This is a genomic window from Phycisphaerae bacterium, assembly GCA_035275405.1.
Taxonomy (GTDB): domain Bacteria; phylum Planctomycetota; class Phycisphaerae; order UBA1845; family UTPLA1; genus DATEMU01.
The window spans coordinates 141,937-159,501 of the sequence record DATEMU010000005.1; the positions used below are offsets into that span (position 1 = coordinate 141,937).

Genomic DNA, 17,565 nt, shown 5'->3' on the forward strand with positions numbered 1-17,565 from the left:
AAAGATGCCTCCTGCTATCATAAACGCCGAAGAGGCGCCGCGCGCTCCACGGCATCGCATTGACCAGCTGCGCCCCGGCCCTCGCCTAAAGGGAGAGGGAGACTAGCCCGTGCTCAGGAAACGGGATTGGGTGCCCAAGAGCTCGCGCAGGCGCGACTTGGCTTTGTGGCAGAGGTTATGCACGGCCCGCTCGGTGCGATTCATGTTCGCCGCGGCGTCTTTCACGGAGAGCCCCTGCAAATAGACCAGCGAGACCGCGTGTTGATAGTCGTCCGGGAGCAGGGACAGGGCCTCGCGCACGGCCACGACGGCCTCGGCGCCGGCGGCGCAGCGGCTGGGGCTTTTCTCGTCGCCCGACATGAGATCGAGCAACATCACCATGGATTCGCCGATGCCCGGCGAGATGGCATGGACCTGCACTTTTTCGCCGCCGTGCTTGTCGGCCCCGCGGATCTTAATGGCGTCGCGAAGCTTGCGGAGAGCGATGGTGCGGACCCAGCGGCCGAACGAATCGGCCCCTTGCGGGACGAAATCGCCGATGTGGCGGAAGACTTCGGCATAGGCGTCCTGAACGAGGTCGTCGGCATCGATTCCGCCGCGCAGATTCGAGGGAATGCGCCCGGCGAGGTAGTCGCGGACGCTGCGACGGTGTGTGGTCAAAAGAAGCGTCAATGCCACCGCGTCACCCGCGATCGCGCGCTGGACAGCATCGGTTGCAGGATCGCTGGGGTCCATGAGCGGCGTACCGTTCTACAAGAATGACCGGTCGCCGCTATGTCTGCGACCGGAACACATGGGATTATACCATCCCGCTATTCCCACGAACTCCTCGCTGAATCCATTTTCTCATAAGCACTTGCGGCAATTCCCGGCAGCCCGACGGGGGCGGCAGAATACAAGGCGTTGGAGCGCGCCGAAGGGGTATGTCCTTTACTAATTCGTGGGCGACGGTGGAAGCAACCCCAGGGTGGCGCCGACGAGCCCGTTCGAATTGAGAACTCCGCCCGGAGAAATCACATGCGAATCATCAGACCAATCATCGTAGCCTTGGCGGGTGTCACGACGTGCGTCATGAATACTGCCCTGGCGGGCGGCGGATTGTCGTTTCAGGCGGTTAGCTTGTCCGGCCAAGCGGCGCCCGGGATCCCCGGCCGTTTTTTTTCCTATTATTACCCACCCGTGATCAGTAACAGCGGGCGAGTCGCATTTGCCGGCTGGCTGACCGGCGTCACCTCGAACGACCAGGGTCTCTGGTCCGGGCTGCCGGGGTCGATTCAGCTCGTAGCGAGAGAAGGAAGCGCGGCGCCCGGAACAACCGGCGTCTTCACCGGAAACGGGTGGCTCTTCCCATGGGTGAATTCATCCGGCATAGTCGCTTTTTCCGCAGCGCTCACCGGAGCGGGGATTGACTCAACGAACAACACGGGGATCTGGGTGGGGGCGCCAGGCGCCATTGCCCCGGCGGCACGGGCAGGCAATGGCGCGCCGGGCACACCGGCAGGAGTCGTTTTCTCAGGTGGCATGCAAAACTGGCTGATGCTCAACGACGCGGGCCAGATCGTTTTCCGCGCCAATCTGACCGGCCCCGGGGTGGACAGCTCGAACGACGCAGGAATCTGGGCCGGCGCGCCAGGCGCGTTACAGCTCGTCGCCCGCGAGGGGGATACCGCCCCCGGCACCGGTGGCGTGTTCGATCTGTTTAACTACCAGTTTGAGGCTTACCCCCTTCCCGTGATGAACGCGGCCGGAGAAGTAGTCTTTGCGGGGCATTGCACCAGCGGCCGTGGAATCTGGCGCTGGAGTGGAGGCGTACTTGAACTCCTCGCGCTCACCAATACCGCTGCTCCGGGAACAGGCGTCTTGTTTGAATACCTATACGATCCGTGGATGAATGCGTCGGGCCAGGTGGCGTTCGGGGCTTCGCTGATGGGGGATGGCGTCGATTTCATGAATAACAGAGGCGTCTGGTCGGGGGCGCCGGGAGCGGTGGAACTGGTGGTTCGCAAGGGCAGCGCGGCGCCTGGCGCCGTCGGGCGGTACTTGACGCTGAACGGCACCAACGTCGGCCTTATTTCGATACAAGACGATGGCGCCATCACTCTTATTTCCGGGCTGATGTACAGCGACGGCTCGATCGCTCCCGGCACCGGTCTCTGGCGATACGGAGGCGGAGGGGGCGGAAGTGCCATGGTCATTCCAGAGACGCCTGCTACCGGCCTTTCCGGAGCGACCATAGGCAGTGTTTCATTCTTCGGTCCTCACCCGTCGGCGAGCATGCCATTCATGACATATTTGAGCGGTACGGGTGTGAATGGCGGGAACGATGAGAGTCTCTGGCTCAAAGATGCGGGAAGCAGCCCGCTCCTGATCGTGCGCGAAGGCGATCTTTTCGATGTCGGTGGTGGCGATATGAGGGCCATCAGCGGCGGCTACATCCATGCATCCCTCAACGGCGGTCAGGGACGCTGCTATAACTCGAACCGGCAGATGGTAATCGGGTTGACTTTCGAGGGCGGCACGACGGGCGTCTTCACCGCGAATGTTCCCGTACAGCCGAAGACAGGCGACATGAACTGCGACGGAAAAGTGGACGGCCTGGATGTTGACGGCTTTGCGCAAGCAATGCTGGATCCGTCGGGCTACGCCGCTGAGCATCCAAGCTGCAATGCCCTCAACGGCGACATCAATCTGGACAGCCTGACAGACCCAGCCGACACGGAGCAGTTTGTGTCGTGTGTTCTGAACGGCGGCTGCCCCTGAGCGCTTGACCGCCGCGGAACGAGCGGCGCCCGACGGCGATAATGACGGCTCGCCGAACACATGCGACAACTGGAACGGACTGGCCAAACCGACCCAGGCCCACGCCGATGGCGACCACGCTGATCGGCCCAAGTATGCGGCGAAGCGCGGGCGACCGCGGAAGGGTGGCGTAGTCCAGCGCCTCAGGTCGATCAGGCAAACGCGAATCCATCCCGCGCTTTATACCCGCACAAAGCGGCCCTATCATGAGGATAATGAGCGACGAAACTGAAATCTCCGATGGGATTGCGGAGTACGGCCCTGCATGGCAGGCCGCCATCGATTATGGCATCGACGTAAGCCAGACGGAGTACCTGCTATCGCTGAGCCTGTTGGAGCGTGTACAACGACACGATCAGGCCTTGGAATTTGTCCGCGTCCTTCGACAGGCCGCTATTGACCACTACGGATATGATCCTCGACTTCCTGAACCGCCTCCACCGCCAGCGCGTTGATTTCGTCCTGGTCGGCGGCTCGGCGGCTGTCGTTCACGGCGTCTCGCTCGTTACCGAGGACATCGACTTATGCGCTCCGCTCGATCCGCTCAATCTACAGCGGATTCTTGAGGCACTGGGCGATCTCGAACCGCGTTGGCGAATGACGCCCGATCGCCGCCCCATTCCCTTGGATGCGCGCCAACTCGCGGGCTACAGGAATCTGTATCTCGTGACCCGACTAGGACAGATTGACATCCTCAGCGAGATCAGCGGAATCGGCGGCTTTGAAGCGGTCAAAGGCAACTCGGAACTCGCGGATGTTGGGGGAGTGTCGTGCCGTATCCTGAGCGTTGATGGTCTCATTCGCTCCAAGCGTGCGCTGGGCCGCCCCAAAGATCTGCAGGCCGCCATTGAACTTGAGGCCATACGCGATCGCAGGCCAGGCGGCGGAAACGTCAACAAATAAACTTCTCGCCCGTCAGCCGTTCGTACGCTTCGATGTACCGGGCGCTGGTCGCTTCGATCACGTCGGGCGGGAGTCGCGGCGCGGGATCGGTCTTGTCCCACTCGCCCTTGGCGCACAGACCTTCGAGATAATTGCGGACGAACTGTTTGTCGAAGCTCTCCTGATCGCGGCCGGGTTGATATTTGTCCGCAGGCCAGAAGCGGCTGGAATCCGGAGTGCAGGCCTCGTCGATGAGGATGAGGCCGTCCGTCGTGCGGCCGAATTCGAACTTCGTGTCCGCGAGGATGATCCCGCGCGATTGCGCGTAGTTCGCCGCCTGCGTGTAGAGCGAGAGCGTCTTGTCGCGCAGCTCCTTCATGACGGCCACGCCGACCATCTCGCAGGCCTGTTCAAAGGAAATATTGATGTCGTGGCCGTTCTCCTCCTTGGTCGCGGGCGTGAAGATCGGCTCCGGCAGCCGATCGCACTGCTTCAGGCCGGGGGGTAACTGGACACCGCAGACCATTCCGCTCGACTGGTACTCCTTCCATCCGCTGCCCGCGAGGTAACCGCGGGCGACGCATTCGATCGGCACGACCTGGGCCTTTTTGCATAACATTGCTCGGCCGCGCAGGTCTGTCGCCAGCGCCTCGAACCCCGGCGGGGCCTGACGGTCAACGACTTCGATGAGATGGTGGCGGCAGATGGGGGCGAACCGTTCAAACCAGAAGCGGCTCAGGCTGGTCAGGACGCGTCCTTTATAGGGAATCGGATCAGGCAGGACGCAGTCGAAGGCACTGAGCCGGTCGGTCGTGACGATCAACAAGCGCTCGCCCAGGTCGTAGATGTCGCGGACCTTTCCACGGCGAACGGCACGGCCCGGGACGTTCGTCTCGCGGATGACGGATGCGTTGGTCATGCTTTTCGATCCTCCTGACCGGCCGCGTTGGGCCAGCGTGCGGCGCACCTTGGCCGGGGTTGCGCGGACTGTCAAGTGGCGGCAGGTTTCCGTTTCTTACGTGGGCCAGAAGGCTTGCGATCCATCCTCAAGAGCAACTTCTTCGGCGCGATCAGACGGTAGCTGGTCAGGACCAGGCCGGCGATTTCGTTCCAGTCGATGCGGCCTTTGAGCGTCATCGTGACCCATCCGAAGCGGCCGACGTAATCGGCGTAGGCAAATCGCGGGTCGCGGAGCAGCTCCTTCTGCCGCGCCTTGCCGACCTTGACGCCGATCGTCGGCAGGGTCTCCACGCGGTTCGTGAGACCGCCCAACTTCTGTGTCGTCTTGTCCCCGTAACCGACAAAAATCTTGCCGTTCACGCGAAAGGTGGGATGACCCCACGCTTTGACTTCCGTCGTGGCGGGCAGTGAGAGACAGAGCTTGCGGAGCCGGGGGAGGATAGGGTTGGCTTTCATGGCCATGATCTTACGGCGGCCAGAGTTGGCCGGCGATGAGTTCGATGGAGTTGTTGGCAGGGTCGCGAAAGTAGAGCGAGATCGCGCCGTTCTCCCAAGTCGTTTCCCTTTCGATGGGCACGTGGTAGGCGGCCAGGTGTTGGCGCCAGGCGTCCACGTCGAGGGGGTCGATGGAAAAGGCGCAGTGACCGGGGCCGGTCGCGCCGTGCGTGGGGACTTGCGGCTGGGGCTCCTTCGTCAGTGCGGGATTGAAGACCAGCAAGACGCTTTGGGCATTGACGCGGAACGTTAGACCGCGCGGGGACATTTCGGAGACCTTTCGCAGGCCGAGGACGGCTGTATAGAAGCGCTCCATCGCGGCGAGGTCGATCGCGTAGAGGCAGGTTTCATGGATGCGGGAGAGCGGGGGCATGAATCTATTCTAGGGATTAAGGGAAGGCACGGGCGCGCCTGCGAATAGTTTGGACGCGCAATTGACCGCAAACGAGCGCAAAATCTCCACCGACGGCGCATCTGAACACCGATCGCGGCCAAAGGCGCGGTGAGGCGGGGTAGCGAGGTCGAGCCCATCGATTCAAAGAAAAAAACATGTTGAATTTGCCTGATAAAGTTGAAATTCCTCACGCAATGCGAGGACTCCGCGCGGCGATCGAGGACCTTTTTCCTCGACGCCCGTCCTAACAATACCCTAACATCATAGGCGCGAGGCTGGGGAAAGGCAAGGGGAATCCGGAAAGATATTCTCGGTTGCGTACATCGTGGTTCGTCGGGGTCAGTCTACGAGCGGCGTTACCTTGGGCCGCGAGAAGACAAAGGTAAGGTAGGCGGCGAGAAATGCAACGCCCGCGCGGATAAACGTGTGGATGCCGTTGTCCCACCAGATCGCCGGCAGGGCGCGAATGATGGATACCAATTCCACGCCACCGACTTCACGACGAACGGTCCAAGTCCAGTAGGCCAGCTCTCCCAACAAGATCGCCGCGAGGCAGTAAACCAGGCCGACGCCGCCTGCAAAGAGATCGCCTCGACTGGGGATGCGGCGGATGAGCCAGGCGACGGGCCAGGCCACGGCGGCCCCGGCCAGGGCAACGACCACTATCTCGACAATGTGGGGCACGAAGACCCGGAGTTTCTTTCCTGGATCGACGAAAAGGCCGAGCAGGGAATCCCAGGCGATCCAGATTCCGGCCCAAATCAGGGCACCGATTACAACGCAGGGAAGTGCGATCAGGAGGAGACCGGCTACCCCGGCGGACGTAAGCTGCGTTTGCTCGTCGCGGAGCGCCATGCGTCGCGCGAGGCAGTCCTCGCAGATCTGAGTCAGACGGTCTTCCATGAGGGTCGGCCCATCAACCGGGTTGTTGAGGCATTCGTGGCAGCGGTTGCCGCCGGGGACCACGCGCAGTTGTAGGAGCCGGTCGATGATTCGTTCGACAATATTGCGAAGCTCGATCGTACCCAACACCTTGTCAGCATCATAGAGAAAGAGGATGGTCCTGCGTTGATCCACGACAATTCGAGCATCGCGGCTGGCGACCAGCGCGTCGATGGTCTCGCCCCAAGAGCCAGCGTTTCCATTCGGCGCTGCATGAGGACAAGAGGGATACTTGATTTGAAGAGTCAGGACCGCCGGAGATGTTACGACTTCGCCGTGGTCGAGCTTTTGTGGCGGGCTTTCCTTCTGGGATACAGCGATGGAAAAGTCGCGAAAGCGCCCGGCGTAAACGTTGGACCCTACGCATGGAAGATCGAGGGAGCAGATTTGCTCTTCTAAGGTAGACATCGAATCAAAATTGTAAACTAGACAGGGTTTTCAAGGGAGGGCGTGCGAGAAAGGATTCTCGCACGAGCGAGGGGCTGGATCGACTATACGACGGCGGAGACCGTTATTGCGGAGCTTGGCGGGGTGGATGTTTTTCGCAACACTGATTTTTTTGAAAGTTACGAAACAGATTTTTCACGCGCTGAGTCATTCAGCTTAACGCGAAGGGGCTGCGGCCCCAGATTCTCTCGGGCTGCGCCAGCGACATCCCCGCCGGTCAGAATTGCGAGTATGCATTGATTGGGAAGTGTGTCCGGAATTGCAATAATCTCTTCCCAGTCTTCACCGGGATCTTTTCCCTTTGTGTCAAGGATAGGACCCGCTTGAGAGCCTAAGAACTGAGACGATGTCAAACAATACGATCCGTTTAGCAGATAAGCTTGTGTGCGTCCACGGTGTTTTCCCCATATTCCATGTACTCGAAAACTGCACAATAATTCGTCTTGTTCTCTTCGGAAAATTGAGTAATCTTGAAACCAGTCAGCTGGAAACTTTCTTTTAGGTGTCTTCTTAACCTCTTCCTTTTCTCGCTTCCTGAAGTCGTCGCAGATGACCTCTAGCATATTGAGGTCAGAATCAGGAAGGGTCTTTAGATCAAAAAGTGCGTTCCAGGTTTCGCATGTGAATGAATCTGCAATAGAGATGATTTGAAAGCAAAATCTGGGTTTGCAAGCGTATGTTGGAAATGGAATGATCTCCGGCAAGTCTGCTGGTTGACTCTGAAACAAGCGACAACAAACAATGTTGTTGGCTAAAGCTTTCAACTGTGCAGATTTTGTGTACCCATATCGAGAATAAATAACGCCGCAAGTAGCTGCTGTAGAGCGGATTTCTCCTTGAAGCGTTTCAATGTGAGTAACACTAATGGGACGCCCATGATCCTTACAACTGACTAAGACTGATATTGGATAGTGACCACCTATCTCGGCTTCCATCCAAACATCGACTTGTCGCAGTTGGCCGGTATCCCTGTCAGGAACTTTGTGATCGAAAAAAACTTTGCATCCCGGGTCAAGAGCGGCTGCGAACTTGTAAACGGCTTCTTCAAGAGCCCTGCCCGGTAGCTTTGCCCCATGAGTGCGTTTCTTACTTCTTACCTTTTTGTGTCGCGAGGATTGCAAAGACCATCTTTCTCGGAATTAATTGGGGAAAAGGTCGCATTCTCGCACGCGCCGTTGATAGGCAACCGCGTCCTCGCCCCATTTCAACGTGCCGGTGAATCGCGACAGGTCAACAGGCTTACCATTCGCCCGGTCGAGATTCAGGAGCTTTTCGATTTCAAGCCAATCGGCGTAGTCGATCTGTACGGCCACGGGCTGCATCTTATCGTCGGTCAGGATTTTCGGATGAATCTCGTGCATACGCTCAACTCCCAACCCAGGCCCTTCAAAACTACCCAACCCATTATATCACAGACAACATTAGCGAATGACATCATCCCCGCGTCGTCACGAACTCCCCCCCCGCTCCGCCGGGTTGCCAGCGGGACATGATCATCCGCTGCTGCGTGTAGAAGGCGATGCCTTCCTTGCCCTGCATGTGCAGGTCGCCGAAGAAGCTGGCCTTCGCGCCGGTGAAGGGGAACATGGCCATCGGGGCGGGGACGCCGACGTTGATGCCGATCATGCCGGCGCCGGCGCGGTGCTTGAACTCTCGGGCGGCGTGACCGTCGCGGGTGTAGATGACCGCCCCGTTGCCGAACGGGCTCTTGTTCGTCTGCTCGATGGCTTCGTCGAGCGTGGCGACGCGCGAGACGCTGAGTACCGGGCCGAAGAGTTCGCATTTCGCGGCGTGCATCTCCGGGGAGACATGGTCGAAGATCGTGGGGCCGAGGTAGAAACCGTTGGGGGCGTCGGCGACTTTGATCGAGCGACCGTCGCGGGCGAGCTTCGCGCCTTCTTTCGCGCCTTTTTCGATGTTGGCGAGAATCCCGTCGAGGTGCTGGCGCGTGACGACGGGGCCCATGTCCACTTCATGCGGCCGATCGGTGCGGCCGACTGTCATGCGATCGGCGTTCGCGACAAGCGTCTTCACCACGGGGTCGGCGGCCTTGCCGACGGCGATGGCGAGGCTGCCCGCCATGCAGCGCTGACCGGAGCAGCCGAAGGCGCTGGATTGCAGGGCGGCGACGGATTTTTCGATGTCGGCGTCGGGCATGATGAGGATATGGTTCTTCGCGCCGCCGTTGGCCTGGACGCGCTTGCCGTGCTTCGTGCCGGTCTCCCAGATGTATTTGGCGATCGGCGTGGAACCGACGAAGCTGACGGCCTGCACGAGCGGGTGAGTCAGCAGCGCATCGACCGCCTCCTTGTCGCCATGGACGACGTTGAAGACGCCCGGGGGCAGACCGGCCTCGACGAGCAGCTCGGCGAGGCGCATCGCGGAGTGTGGAACTTTTTCACTGGGCTTGAGGACAAAGGTGTTGCCGCAGGTGATGGCGATGGGGAACATCCACAGCGGGACCATGAAGGGGAAGTTGAAGGGCGTGATGCCGGCACAAACGCCAAGGGGGTAGTGAAAAGTCTCGCAGTCCACGTCCTGCGCCAGGTTGTGGACGGTGTCGCCCATGGAGAGCGTGGGGATGCTGCACGCGAACTCGACCATCTCAATACCGCGGCGGACGGAGCCGACGGACTCGGCATGAGTCTTACCATGTTCGAGCGAAATCGTGCGGGCGAGGTTGTCGGCGTTTTTCTCGAGAAGCGCGACGAGGCGGAACATGACGCGGGCCCGCTCGACGACGGGCGTGTCACGCCACTTCGGGAAGGCGTCGTGCGCGGCGCGGACGACGGCGTCGACCTCGGCGGCGGTGCAGAACGGGACCTCGGCGATCTGTTCGCCGGTCGAAGGGTTGAAGACGGGCCCGCGGCGGGTGGACCTAGACTCCATGTATTCGCCGCTTGCGAAAACGCGGACGCTTTGGATTCGTGGAAGAGCAGCGGTGGCGGGCATCGTGTCGCTCCCAAAGTAGTATCTTCGTTTCGGACGCATTATCATACGCGGAATGTCAGCGACGAAAAAGGGGCGACTGGTTGCTACCGGAATGCCCGGCGCAGGATTGCACCAAGGCCGCGTAATGAAAGTAAGATACTCGGTATGTATTGCATCGCTGTTTCTCGTGCTCGCAAGCTGCTCAAATCGCGACGCGACTCCGGAAGCGATACCGTCCACGATGCCAAAAGCCGATTTAGAGAATCGCGACAGCGCGACTCAATCGTTGGTCAACCCTGAGGCGAGCCCCAGTACCGGGACTCCCGTCCTAATACTTCACGAAACGTTTGGAAACGCGAGGGGGTCTCAGACACAAGAATACGATCTTGCGTTCTGGCAGGACGGCTACGTGCTTCGCTGGAGATGTCGCGATTTTTCAGTTCTCAGCGTCGAATCGGCGGTGGCGAACAAAGGCATGATAGCCGAACTCATGGAGCGTGTCGAAACAGCGGGCTTTTTTGATCTCCAGGCCAAAATCTGGACGCCGCCTGATGCCGGATATTGGGAAATTGGCGCGCGCTATGGTGGCCGCATGAACTTCGTGGGATGGGACGAAGTCAAGAATCCCAATTATGGCGCGAACATACGGCCAACGGCCGAGTACAAGAAGCTGCAGCGAACTTGGAAGTCGATACGAAAAGCGATTCGTGACTCGTTGCCGATGGTTTGGACGCCGGTCGTTGATGACGCTGGCCTGAGAGGATTGAATCGAAGCGAGGTATTCCAGACCGCCTGGCTGCGCTTTGAGACCTGGAAGAATCGTTAGTCTTGCCGAACGAATGACGGCCGCTCTGGGGTTTCGCCTGCTCGTCGCAGATGCGCATGATCGCCACGGCGATTCTGCACGCGCCGCAGCGGGCCCCACAAAGTTAGTGTGATCGCGACAGGCGGCGAATTTGGCGATCGTGCAGCTTGGTGAGCATCACCATCGAGATCATGGCGCCGACGAAGGCCAGGGCCATGTCCCATTGGGCGTCCCACTGGTCGCCCTGGGTGCCGAGGAAGGCAGTCGAGCCGGAGCCGAAGGAGACGGCGGCGATCCATTCGATGAGTTCGTACAAAGCGGCCTGCGCCAGGCAAAAGCACGTTACCAGGAAAAACACCCATCCGCCGGACTTGAGCGGGGTGCGGCGGAGCAGGATCTCTCTCATGGGAATGGCCGGGCAGAAGCCCTGAGCGAAATGTCCCACGCGATCATAGTAATTTCGTTCCAAGCCATACCAATCTTTCAACCAGTTGAACGCGGGTACCTCGGAATAGGTGTAATGCCCGCCGATGAGCGTGCCAACGGCGACCACCCATAAGAGACAATAGGAAAGCGAGGTAAACGGGAATCTGCGATAGGTGAAAACGAGGATGGGTACGCCGATGAGGGCCGGCACCACTTCCAGCCACCACGTGAAGCGGTCGGCAGGGCCGATGCCCGACCACACGAACATGGCCGCGAAGGTGAGCAGCAGGATGCGGGGCAGCGTAAGCTTCATCGAATTCGACTCATTCTCAATCGTCGATATTGCGCTGTGGACACGAATCTCTAACCGGGTTTTTTCTTCCGCCGAGCGAACTTCAGGCCGGACCAGGTGTCATCGATGGCGCAGATCTTGTAGTCCACGAGCCCGGCTTTGAGGCCCGTCGTGCGGACGATGGATTCGCTGAGGTCGGACGCGACGCCCGAGGTTTTCTTGGGCCAGACGATCCAGATCGCGCCGCCCTCCGCGATAGCCTTTTTCGCCGCCCCAATTCGACTCTCCAACTCGTTGCGTTTCTTGACGAACCAGATGACGACGTCGGCGAGGCCGCGATCGCCGCGGCGGATGCGGGACGTGCCGTCCTTGGAGCGGATGAGGGCCTCGAATCCCTTGGGCGCATGCAGCAGGATGACCGAGCGATCGCCGTCCACGCCGAGTTTTTTCGGCAGCGGAGTGCCCGAGTATCCGCTGGTACTCCGCGGCACGACGAGCTTTTCCGGTTTTTCATCGATGGCCCGGCGGACCGCGGTCGCGACCCTGCTCCAGGTCGTATAGACGGCGTCGGGCAGATCCCCACGTACACGTGCGATCTTGTCGGGCGCGCCGTCGACAAAGACGAGCGGGACGCGGCGCGTGTTCTTCTGCTGGCGGAGTGCCATCGCGACGGCACGACCGTGTGACGGCAATCGCGACAGGTCGATCACAAACGCCGCCGGTGGAGTGTCGCGCAGCGCGCGCATGGAGTCGCCATCCAGTACGGCGCAGGGCTTGACCCGATAACCTGCGCTGCGCAGGCGCGCGGCGCGCTCGGCCATCTCGCCCGTTTTCCAATGAATTAATACGGCCGTGCGCATAATTTCCCGCGTTGGATACGCGCCGACGCCATATTACATCGAATTCAGTCCGGTTTCATCGTGAATACAGGATGGCCCGCAATACTTGTTATGTCGCGAATGCCGTGCTGCGGACGGCCGGCTCGCGGGGAGTACGACCATGATTACCATCCTTTTGGTCATTCTGCTGATTATGGTGATCGGCTCGTTGCCGGTTTACCCCTACAGCCGCCAATGGGGTTACGCCCCCGGCGGGCTGGTCGGAACGATCCTGCTGGTATTGCTGATTTTCTATCTGTTGGGGTACCGATTCTGATCTTCGCGCGATCGGCGCCCCGGACATTGGTTCGGGGCGCCGATCCGCAACAGGATGAAAGGAGAAGGACGATGAACGCGTTGCGATCCATCTTGGTGGTAGCGTGCGGCACAGCCCTTTTCGCGGCGGGCTGTGGATACGAATCGAGCACTCGACGAACGGGTGAGACCACGGTGCATGGCGATGATGGCGAAAAACTGACCATCGCCCAGCCGAAGATCCAGGACATCACCCGGGGCGGCACGGAGACCGTGACGATCAATCTCCGGCGGGACAATTTCAGTGACCCCGTCAACGTGAGTATTTCCGATCTGCCTTCCGGCGTCGAGGCCGTGGATGCGCCGCGCTCCACGAGCGGGGACGAGGTGGAGATCGTTCTGCGAGCGCGGGATGACGCGGACCTGGTGTCCAACCACGTCGTGCTCGTCTCGGCCGAAGGCCCCGACGGCATCCGCGCGACCGAATCCTTCCGGTTGACGGTGAAGGAGAAGGACTAACGGTGTGAGTCGGGCTCGCGTGTCGCGAGCGTCCCGGCGAGTGATGTGGTTCTCATACGGCATTAGGCCGTAGGGAGGTCATTATGTTGAGAAACCTGGCATTGTGTTGCGTAAGCGTGTGTTTCCTGGCGGCGGGATGCGAGAAAACGACCGTCGAGGGTCCGGCCGGCAAGAAGCTGACGTTGGTCAAGCCGATGGATTCGAAGATCGTCCGGGGCAGCACGGAAAAAGTATCTGTCGTGGTGACGCGGCAGAACTTCGACGCGCCCGTGACGGTGCGCTTCAGCGACCTGCCCAATGGCGTGAAAGTCGCCGAGGGCGCTAATGAGATCGAAGGCAACGAGCGCACGTTCGTGCTGACCGCGACGGACACCGCCGATCTGGTCAAGGAGCATACGGCCATGGTGACGGTGACCGGCCCGGATGGAATGAGCGCGACGGAACAGTTCAAGATCACGGTTCAGGAAAAGAGCTAACCCCTGACGCGCCGCCGCTTCGCCGCGAGTGGAAGATGACGGCGGCGATGCGGCGCGTCCAGGGTCCAACGGCTCACATAGCCGTCCGACTGGGGACCGCCGGGTGAACGCGAGTTTGCCTGTGCGGTCCCTGTGTTTTCGGCCAGATCTCGCCACGTGCCATCGAAACGTCTCGCCTATAGAATGGGGCTTTGCTCATTCGGAGGAATCCCCATGCCACGCATTGTCCGAGGCGGTCTGATTCAGGCGACGTTGTCCGAGCCGGGTACGGCGCCGATTGAGAAGATCAAGAAGTCGATGGTCGATAAGCACGTCGGCCTGATCGAACAGGCGGCGAAGAAGGGGGCGCAGGTCGTCTGCCTCCAGGAACTGTTCTACGGCCCCTACTTCTGCTGCGACCAGGACACCAAGTGGTACAGCCTCGTCGAAAAGATCCCCGAGGGGCCGACGGTCAAGCTGATGTGCGATCTGGCCAGGCGGCTCAAGATCGTACTCGTCGTCCCCATGTACGAGGAGGACCTGCCGGGCGTCTATTACAACTCCGCTGCGGTCATTGACGCCGACGGCAAGTATCTCGGCAAGTATCGCAAGATGCACATCCCGCACGTCGCGCCGGGCTTCTGGGAGAAGTTTTTCTTCCGGCCGGGCAATCTCGGCTATCCCGTCTTCGACACGGCCGTCGGCAAGGTCGGCGTCTATATCTGTTATGACCGGCATTTTCCGGATGGGGCGCGGTGCCTGGGGCTGAACGGGGCGGAGATCGTCTTCAACCCGTCGGCGACGGTCGCGGGACTCTCCGAGTATCTGTGGAAGCTGGAACAGCCGGCGCACGCCGTGGCAAATCAGTATTACGTCGGTGCAATTAATCGCCCCGGCGTCGAGGAACCGTGGCGGATCGGGGAGTTCTACGGTCAGAGTTACTTCTGCGACCCGCGCGGCCAGATCGTCGCACAGGGCAAGCGGTTGGAGGATGACATCGTGGTGGCGGATTTGAATCTCGACCTGATCCGCGAGGTGCGGAATACGTGGCAGTTCTTCCGCGATCGCCGACCGGAGAGTTATGGGGAGATTGTGAAGCTGTAGACCGAGTGCTAAGGTAGAGCAGATGAAGGTCAGGGAGGTGCTAAAGATTCTACGGAAGGATGGCTGGGGCATCGACCGTATTCGTGGAAGCCATCGGCAATTTCGGCACCCGACGAAAAAAGGAACGGTAACAGTTGCGGGTCATATGAACGAAGATATTAACCCCAAGACGCTGAAGAGCATCTGGCGCCAAGCCCAATTGGAGGAACGGCGATGAAAAAATACACCGTCATCTATGAACGCGGAAAGCGTAACTGGTCGGCGTATCTCCCCGACCTTCCGGGCTGTGTCGCCACCGGCAAGACAAGGGCCATCGTTGAAAAACGAATCAAGGAGGCCGTGGCGTTACACATCGAGAGTATGCGGTTTCATGGAGAGCGTGTTCCCGCTCCCACGACCGAGGCCGGTACACTGCGACTGTCAGCATAGCATTGCATTTTGGATGTCACGCGTTTGCCATTACCTTTCCCTTTTCATTTCAATTTTGAGTTCGGCTGTTTCGCCGGCGTCAGGTCAGTGGCTTCAATTCGGCGGGCCGCGGCGCGACTTTAGGTGTGATTCCGTCGAACTCGCACTCGAATGGCCCAAGGACGGGCCCAAGCGGATTTGGTCACGGGCCTTCGGCGACGGATATTCCGGCATCGTCGTCGACGGGGGAAGACTCATTTCCATGTACCGCGAAGGTGACGAGGAGTTCATCGTGTCCCTCGACACGGAGAGTGGCGACAAGATATGGGAATGCCGCTATACAGACCCGATCGACAAAGCCCAATTCGCGTCGCGTTACGGTTATGGCCCGCGTTCTACGCCGTTAATTGTTGGAACCCAAGTATATGCGGTCAGCTTCAACGGGCGACTTTCGTGCCTGGAAAAGAGTACCGGAGTTCTCAAATGGTCGGTCGAACTTGTGAAGCAATTCAAAGGCCAGCTACCGCGTTGGGGTTATGCGAACAGTCCGATCGCCCATGAAGAGACCATTATCCTTCCCGTCGGGGGACCGGGCGCGGCCTTCGTCGCATTTGATCAAGCTACCGGCCGCACGCGTTGGAGGCGGCACGATTTCGAGAACAGCTACGGCTCGCCCATTCTCATCGACGTCGATGGGCAGGCTCAACTCGTTTGTCTGATGGCCAAAGAAGTTGTCGGCCTGAGCCCGAAGTCCGGAGACCTCCTCTGGCGCCACCACCACGAAGGGCAATGGCGGAACAATGTACCCAATCCGATCTGGGGAACGGACCAAACGCTTCTTGTGTCATCGGAGGGCGTGGCGGGAACACGCCTCCTTAAGATCGTGCAATCGACGTCAAGAGCGGGAACATTGTCTGGCAGACCCGCGACGTCGGCCGCGCGGGACTGCTTCGCGTAGGCGGGAAGTTGCTCATGCTTGAAGAGTCGGGCCACTTACTCTTGGCGACGCCCGGAGAGAAGGGGCTCGCCCTTCATGCCCGCACGAAGTTGCTTGAGGAACCGGCGTGGACGATTCCGACGCTTGTTGGCGGGCGGCTATTCTTGCGGGATCGCAAATCGATCATGGCGATCGAGTTGCCTTGAGCCTATCAAAGTCCAAAAGCATAAAGCAAACTCGTCGCGATCACATCCGCCGTGATCAGGGCGACGATGCACTTCACAACCGTGTTCGTCGTCGCGCGGCCGACGCCTTCGGCGCCGCCGGAGACATTGAGGCCTTCGTAGCAGGCGATGATCGCGATAAGGAGGCCGAAGAGCGGGCCCTTGATGATGCCGGAGAGGAAGTCGCGCGGCAGGATCGCCACTTGCGTCGTCGTCAGGTACACGCCCGCGTCGATGTCGAGGATCTGCGTGCCCACGAGCATCCCGCCCGCCACGCCGACGATGTCCGCGATGACCGTGAGCATGGTGAGCATCAGCACGGTCGCAATAACGCGGGGCAGGACGAGAAAGCGGATGGGATTCAGCGCGCTGGCGCGAAGGGCCTTGATCTCCTCACCCTCGACCATGGTGCCGAGTTCGGCGGCGATGCTGGCGCCGGCAAAGCCGGAAAGGACGATTCCCGAGATGAGCGGCCCGAGTTCGCGGGCCATGGCGATCGCGACGATCGTGGCGATCTGCTGAATCTGGCCATACTTCTCCATCGTCGGGGCCATCTGCAGGGCGAGGATCATCCCGATGAAGAGTTGCACAAGGGCGACGATGGGGATGCTGCGGATGCCGACGCGGACCATCTGGGCGAGGACGTTGCGCCCGCCGAGGGGGACTTCGCGCTTGACGCCGGCGCGGAACAGCCAGGTCGCCGTATCGCCGAGGAGATAGCCGAGGCCCCCGATGAACTCCACGAGTCCGCGGGTTTTCTTGACCTGGTTCTGCGCGCCTTCGCCGACCACCTCGACGGCACGGACGAGAACGTCCTGGACGGGGGTTGGGCTGGATGGGGGTGCGTCCGCCATGGCGACGATTGTAATGCGGAACGCGGGAATGGACAGGATTTGCGAGATCGTACGGATCTGCGGGTGAGGCGGCAGGCCTCGGGGACTCGACCTGCCGTTACAAGTTCACGGCCTGCCTGCTGGCAGGCCGTGCCACCCCGCTACGCGCGGACGGCGTCCGCCTCGTTCTGGCAGATGATGAAAAACTTGTCGAGCTTGGTGATCTCGAAGACGCTGCGGACGCGGTCGGACAGGCCGAAGAAGATCATCTTGCCCTTGTAGCCGTTTACGCGGCGGAAGACCTCCACAAACGTGCCGATGCCCGAAGAGTCGATGTAAGGCACGGCGGAAAGATCGAGGACGAGCCGCTTGGGTCGGTCGCCGGCCACTTGCACCAGGGCCGCATGCAGCGCGGGGGATTGATGCAGATCGACATCGCCGGAGAGCGACACGACCGTCGCATCCTCCACCTTGCGAACATCTTTAACGAGGCTGCTGTTGCTGTCGGCCATCGAAGAACCTCTTGCCGCTCCCATTGCCCTGCGGAACAGTCGTCTACGGTCTTTCTTCTACAACGAG

Annotated in this window: 23 protein-coding genes; 11 read left to right on the forward strand and 12 right to left on the reverse strand. The window is 60.3% G+C overall.

The features are described 5' to 3' along the window. Positions 1 to 102 precede the first annotated feature (102 nt). Positions 103 to 735, reverse strand: coding sequence for an RNA polymerase sigma factor (locus tag VJZ71_08420; GenBank protein ID HKQ48077.1), 633 nt, complete (start codon positions 733 to 735; stop codon positions 103 to 105). A gap of 282 nt (positions 736 to 1,017) precedes the next feature. On the opposite strand from VJZ71_08420, the gene VJZ71_08425 reads away from it, so the two are divergent. Together VJZ71_08425 and VJZ71_08430 are read left to right on the forward strand one after the other, a co-directional pair. Next, positions 1,018 to 2,760 (forward strand): choice-of-anchor tandem repeat NxxGxxAF-containing protein, encoded by a 1,743-nt coding sequence (locus tag VJZ71_08425; protein ID HKQ48078.1) that lies wholly within the window; start codon positions 1,018 to 1,020, stop codon positions 2,758 to 2,760. Between the two features lie 435 nt (positions 2,761 to 3,195). After that, entirely contained in the window at positions 3,196 to 3,702 is a 507-nt protein-coding gene (locus VJZ71_08430) for a nucleotidyltransferase (GenBank protein ID HKQ48079.1), read from the forward strand. Here the strand turns inward: VJZ71_08430 and VJZ71_08435 are convergent. The 7 genes from VJZ71_08435 to VJZ71_08465 form a co-directional block, all read right to left on the reverse strand. Continuing rightward, complete coding sequence (locus tag VJZ71_08435; protein ID HKQ48080.1) at positions 3,692 to 4,600, reverse strand: phosphoribosylaminoimidazolesuccinocarboxamide synthase; 909 nt, start codon at positions 4,598 to 4,600, stop codon at positions 3,692 to 3,694. The two genes, VJZ71_08430 and VJZ71_08435, sit on opposite strands and share 11 nt — an antisense overlap. 71 nt (positions 4,601 to 4,671) lie before the next feature. Then, the gene (locus VJZ71_08440; GenBank protein ID HKQ48081.1) at positions 4,672 to 5,097 is read right to left on the reverse strand and encodes an MmcQ/YjbR family DNA-binding protein; all 426 of its coding nucleotides are present in this window, start codon (positions 5,095 to 5,097) and stop codon (positions 4,672 to 4,674) included. Positions 5,098 to 5,107: 10 nt separating this feature from the next. Beyond that, positions 5,108 to 5,509, reverse strand: coding sequence for a VOC family protein (locus VJZ71_08445; protein ID HKQ48082.1), 402 nt, complete (start codon positions 5,507 to 5,509; stop codon positions 5,108 to 5,110). Between the two features lie 360 nt (positions 5,510 to 5,869). Next, the gene (locus VJZ71_08450) at positions 5,870 to 6,880 is read right to left on the reverse strand and encodes a hypothetical protein (protein ID HKQ48083.1); all 1,011 of its coding nucleotides are present in this window, start codon (positions 6,878 to 6,880) and stop codon (positions 5,870 to 5,872) included. 158 nt (positions 6,881 to 7,038) lie between these two features. Next, a complete protein-coding gene (locus tag VJZ71_08455) occupies positions 7,039 to 8,040 on the reverse strand; it encodes a restriction endonuclease (protein ID HKQ48084.1) in 1,002 nt (333 codons plus the stop codon). Positions 8,041 to 8,058: 18 nt separating this feature from the next. Continuing rightward, a complete protein-coding gene (locus VJZ71_08460) occupies positions 8,059 to 8,280 on the reverse strand; it encodes a hypothetical protein (protein ID HKQ48085.1) in 222 nt (73 codons plus the stop codon). 73 nt (positions 8,281 to 8,353) lie between these two features. Next, positions 8,354 to 9,871 (reverse strand): CoA-acylating methylmalonate-semialdehyde dehydrogenase, encoded by a 1,518-nt coding sequence (locus tag VJZ71_08465; GenBank protein ID HKQ48086.1) that lies wholly within the window; start codon positions 9,869 to 9,871, stop codon positions 8,354 to 8,356. A 124-nt stretch (positions 9,872 to 9,995) separates the two neighbouring features. On the opposite strand from VJZ71_08465, the gene VJZ71_08470 reads away from it, so the two are divergent. Then, a complete protein-coding gene (locus tag VJZ71_08470; GenBank protein ID HKQ48087.1) occupies positions 9,996 to 10,676 on the forward strand; it encodes a hypothetical protein in 681 nt (226 codons plus the stop codon). A gap of 103 nt (positions 10,677 to 10,779) precedes the next feature. Here VJZ71_08470 and VJZ71_08475 read toward each other — a convergent pair whose 3' ends face one another. Next, positions 10,780 to 11,394, reverse strand: coding sequence for a DUF2238 domain-containing protein (locus VJZ71_08475; protein HKQ48088.1), 615 nt, complete (start codon positions 11,392 to 11,394; stop codon positions 10,780 to 10,782). Between the two features lie 50 nt (positions 11,395 to 11,444). Then, positions 11,445 to 12,233, reverse strand: coding sequence for a DUF3052 family protein (locus VJZ71_08480; GenBank protein HKQ48089.1), 789 nt, complete (start codon positions 12,231 to 12,233; stop codon positions 11,445 to 11,447). Positions 12,234 to 12,372: 139 nt separating this feature from the next. On the opposite strand from VJZ71_08480, the gene VJZ71_08485 reads away from it, so the two are divergent. The 8 genes from VJZ71_08485 to VJZ71_08520 all read left to right on the forward strand — a co-directional run bounded on the left by VJZ71_08485 (position 12,373) and on the right by VJZ71_08520 (position 16,135). Beyond that, on the forward strand, positions 12,373 to 12,528 hold the full coding sequence (locus VJZ71_08485) for a DUF3309 family protein (GenBank protein ID HKQ48090.1): 156 nt from the start codon (positions 12,373 to 12,375) through the stop codon (positions 12,526 to 12,528). A gap of 71 nt (positions 12,529 to 12,599) precedes the next feature. Further along, positions 12,600 to 13,025, forward strand: a complete 426-nt coding sequence (locus VJZ71_08490) for a hypothetical protein (GenBank protein ID HKQ48091.1) — start codon at positions 12,600 to 12,602, stop codon at positions 13,023 to 13,025. Positions 13,026 to 13,108: 83 nt separating this feature from the next. Next, positions 13,109 to 13,501, forward strand: coding sequence for a hypothetical protein (locus tag VJZ71_08495; protein HKQ48092.1), 393 nt, complete (start codon positions 13,109 to 13,111; stop codon positions 13,499 to 13,501). 213 nt (positions 13,502 to 13,714) lie between these two features. Continuing rightward, positions 13,715 to 14,584 carry a nitrilase-related carbon-nitrogen hydrolase gene (locus tag VJZ71_08500; protein ID HKQ48093.1) on the forward strand — a complete coding sequence of 290 codons (870 nt, stop codon included), beginning with the start codon at positions 13,715 to 13,717 and terminating at the stop codon, positions 14,582 to 14,584. Positions 14,585 to 14,606: 22 nt separating this feature from the next. Further along, positions 14,607 to 14,801 carry a type II toxin-antitoxin system HicA family toxin gene (locus tag VJZ71_08505; GenBank protein HKQ48094.1) on the forward strand — a complete coding sequence of 65 codons (195 nt, stop codon included), beginning with the start codon at positions 14,607 to 14,609 and terminating at the stop codon, positions 14,799 to 14,801. Next, positions 14,798 to 15,013 carry a type II toxin-antitoxin system HicB family antitoxin gene (locus VJZ71_08510; GenBank protein ID HKQ48095.1) on the forward strand — a complete coding sequence of 72 codons (216 nt, stop codon included), beginning with the start codon at positions 14,798 to 14,800 and terminating at the stop codon, positions 15,011 to 15,013. Before VJZ71_08505 ends, VJZ71_08510 begins: the two co-directional genes overlap by 4 nt. Before the next feature lie 55 nt (positions 15,014 to 15,068). Continuing rightward, positions 15,069 to 15,950 carry a PQQ-binding-like beta-propeller repeat protein gene (locus tag VJZ71_08515; GenBank protein ID HKQ48096.1) on the forward strand — a complete coding sequence of 294 codons (882 nt, stop codon included), beginning with the start codon at positions 15,069 to 15,071 and terminating at the stop codon, positions 15,948 to 15,950. 14 nt (positions 15,951 to 15,964) lie between these two features. Further along, on the forward strand, positions 15,965 to 16,135 hold the full coding sequence (locus VJZ71_08520) for a hypothetical protein (GenBank protein ID HKQ48097.1): 171 nt from the start codon (positions 15,965 to 15,967) through the stop codon (positions 16,133 to 16,135). A gap of 5 nt (positions 16,136 to 16,140) precedes the next feature. Here VJZ71_08520 and VJZ71_08525 read toward each other — a convergent pair whose 3' ends face one another. Both VJZ71_08525 and VJZ71_08530 read right to left on the reverse strand, forming a co-directional pair. Beyond that, a complete protein-coding gene (locus VJZ71_08525; protein ID HKQ48098.1) occupies positions 16,141 to 17,007 on the reverse strand; it encodes an ABC transporter permease in 867 nt (288 codons plus the stop codon). 140 nt (positions 17,008 to 17,147) lie between these two features. Next, positions 17,148 to 17,498, reverse strand: a complete 351-nt coding sequence (locus VJZ71_08530; protein HKQ48099.1) for an STAS domain-containing protein — start codon at positions 17,496 to 17,498, stop codon at positions 17,148 to 17,150. Positions 17,499 to 17,565 lie beyond the last annotated feature (67 nt).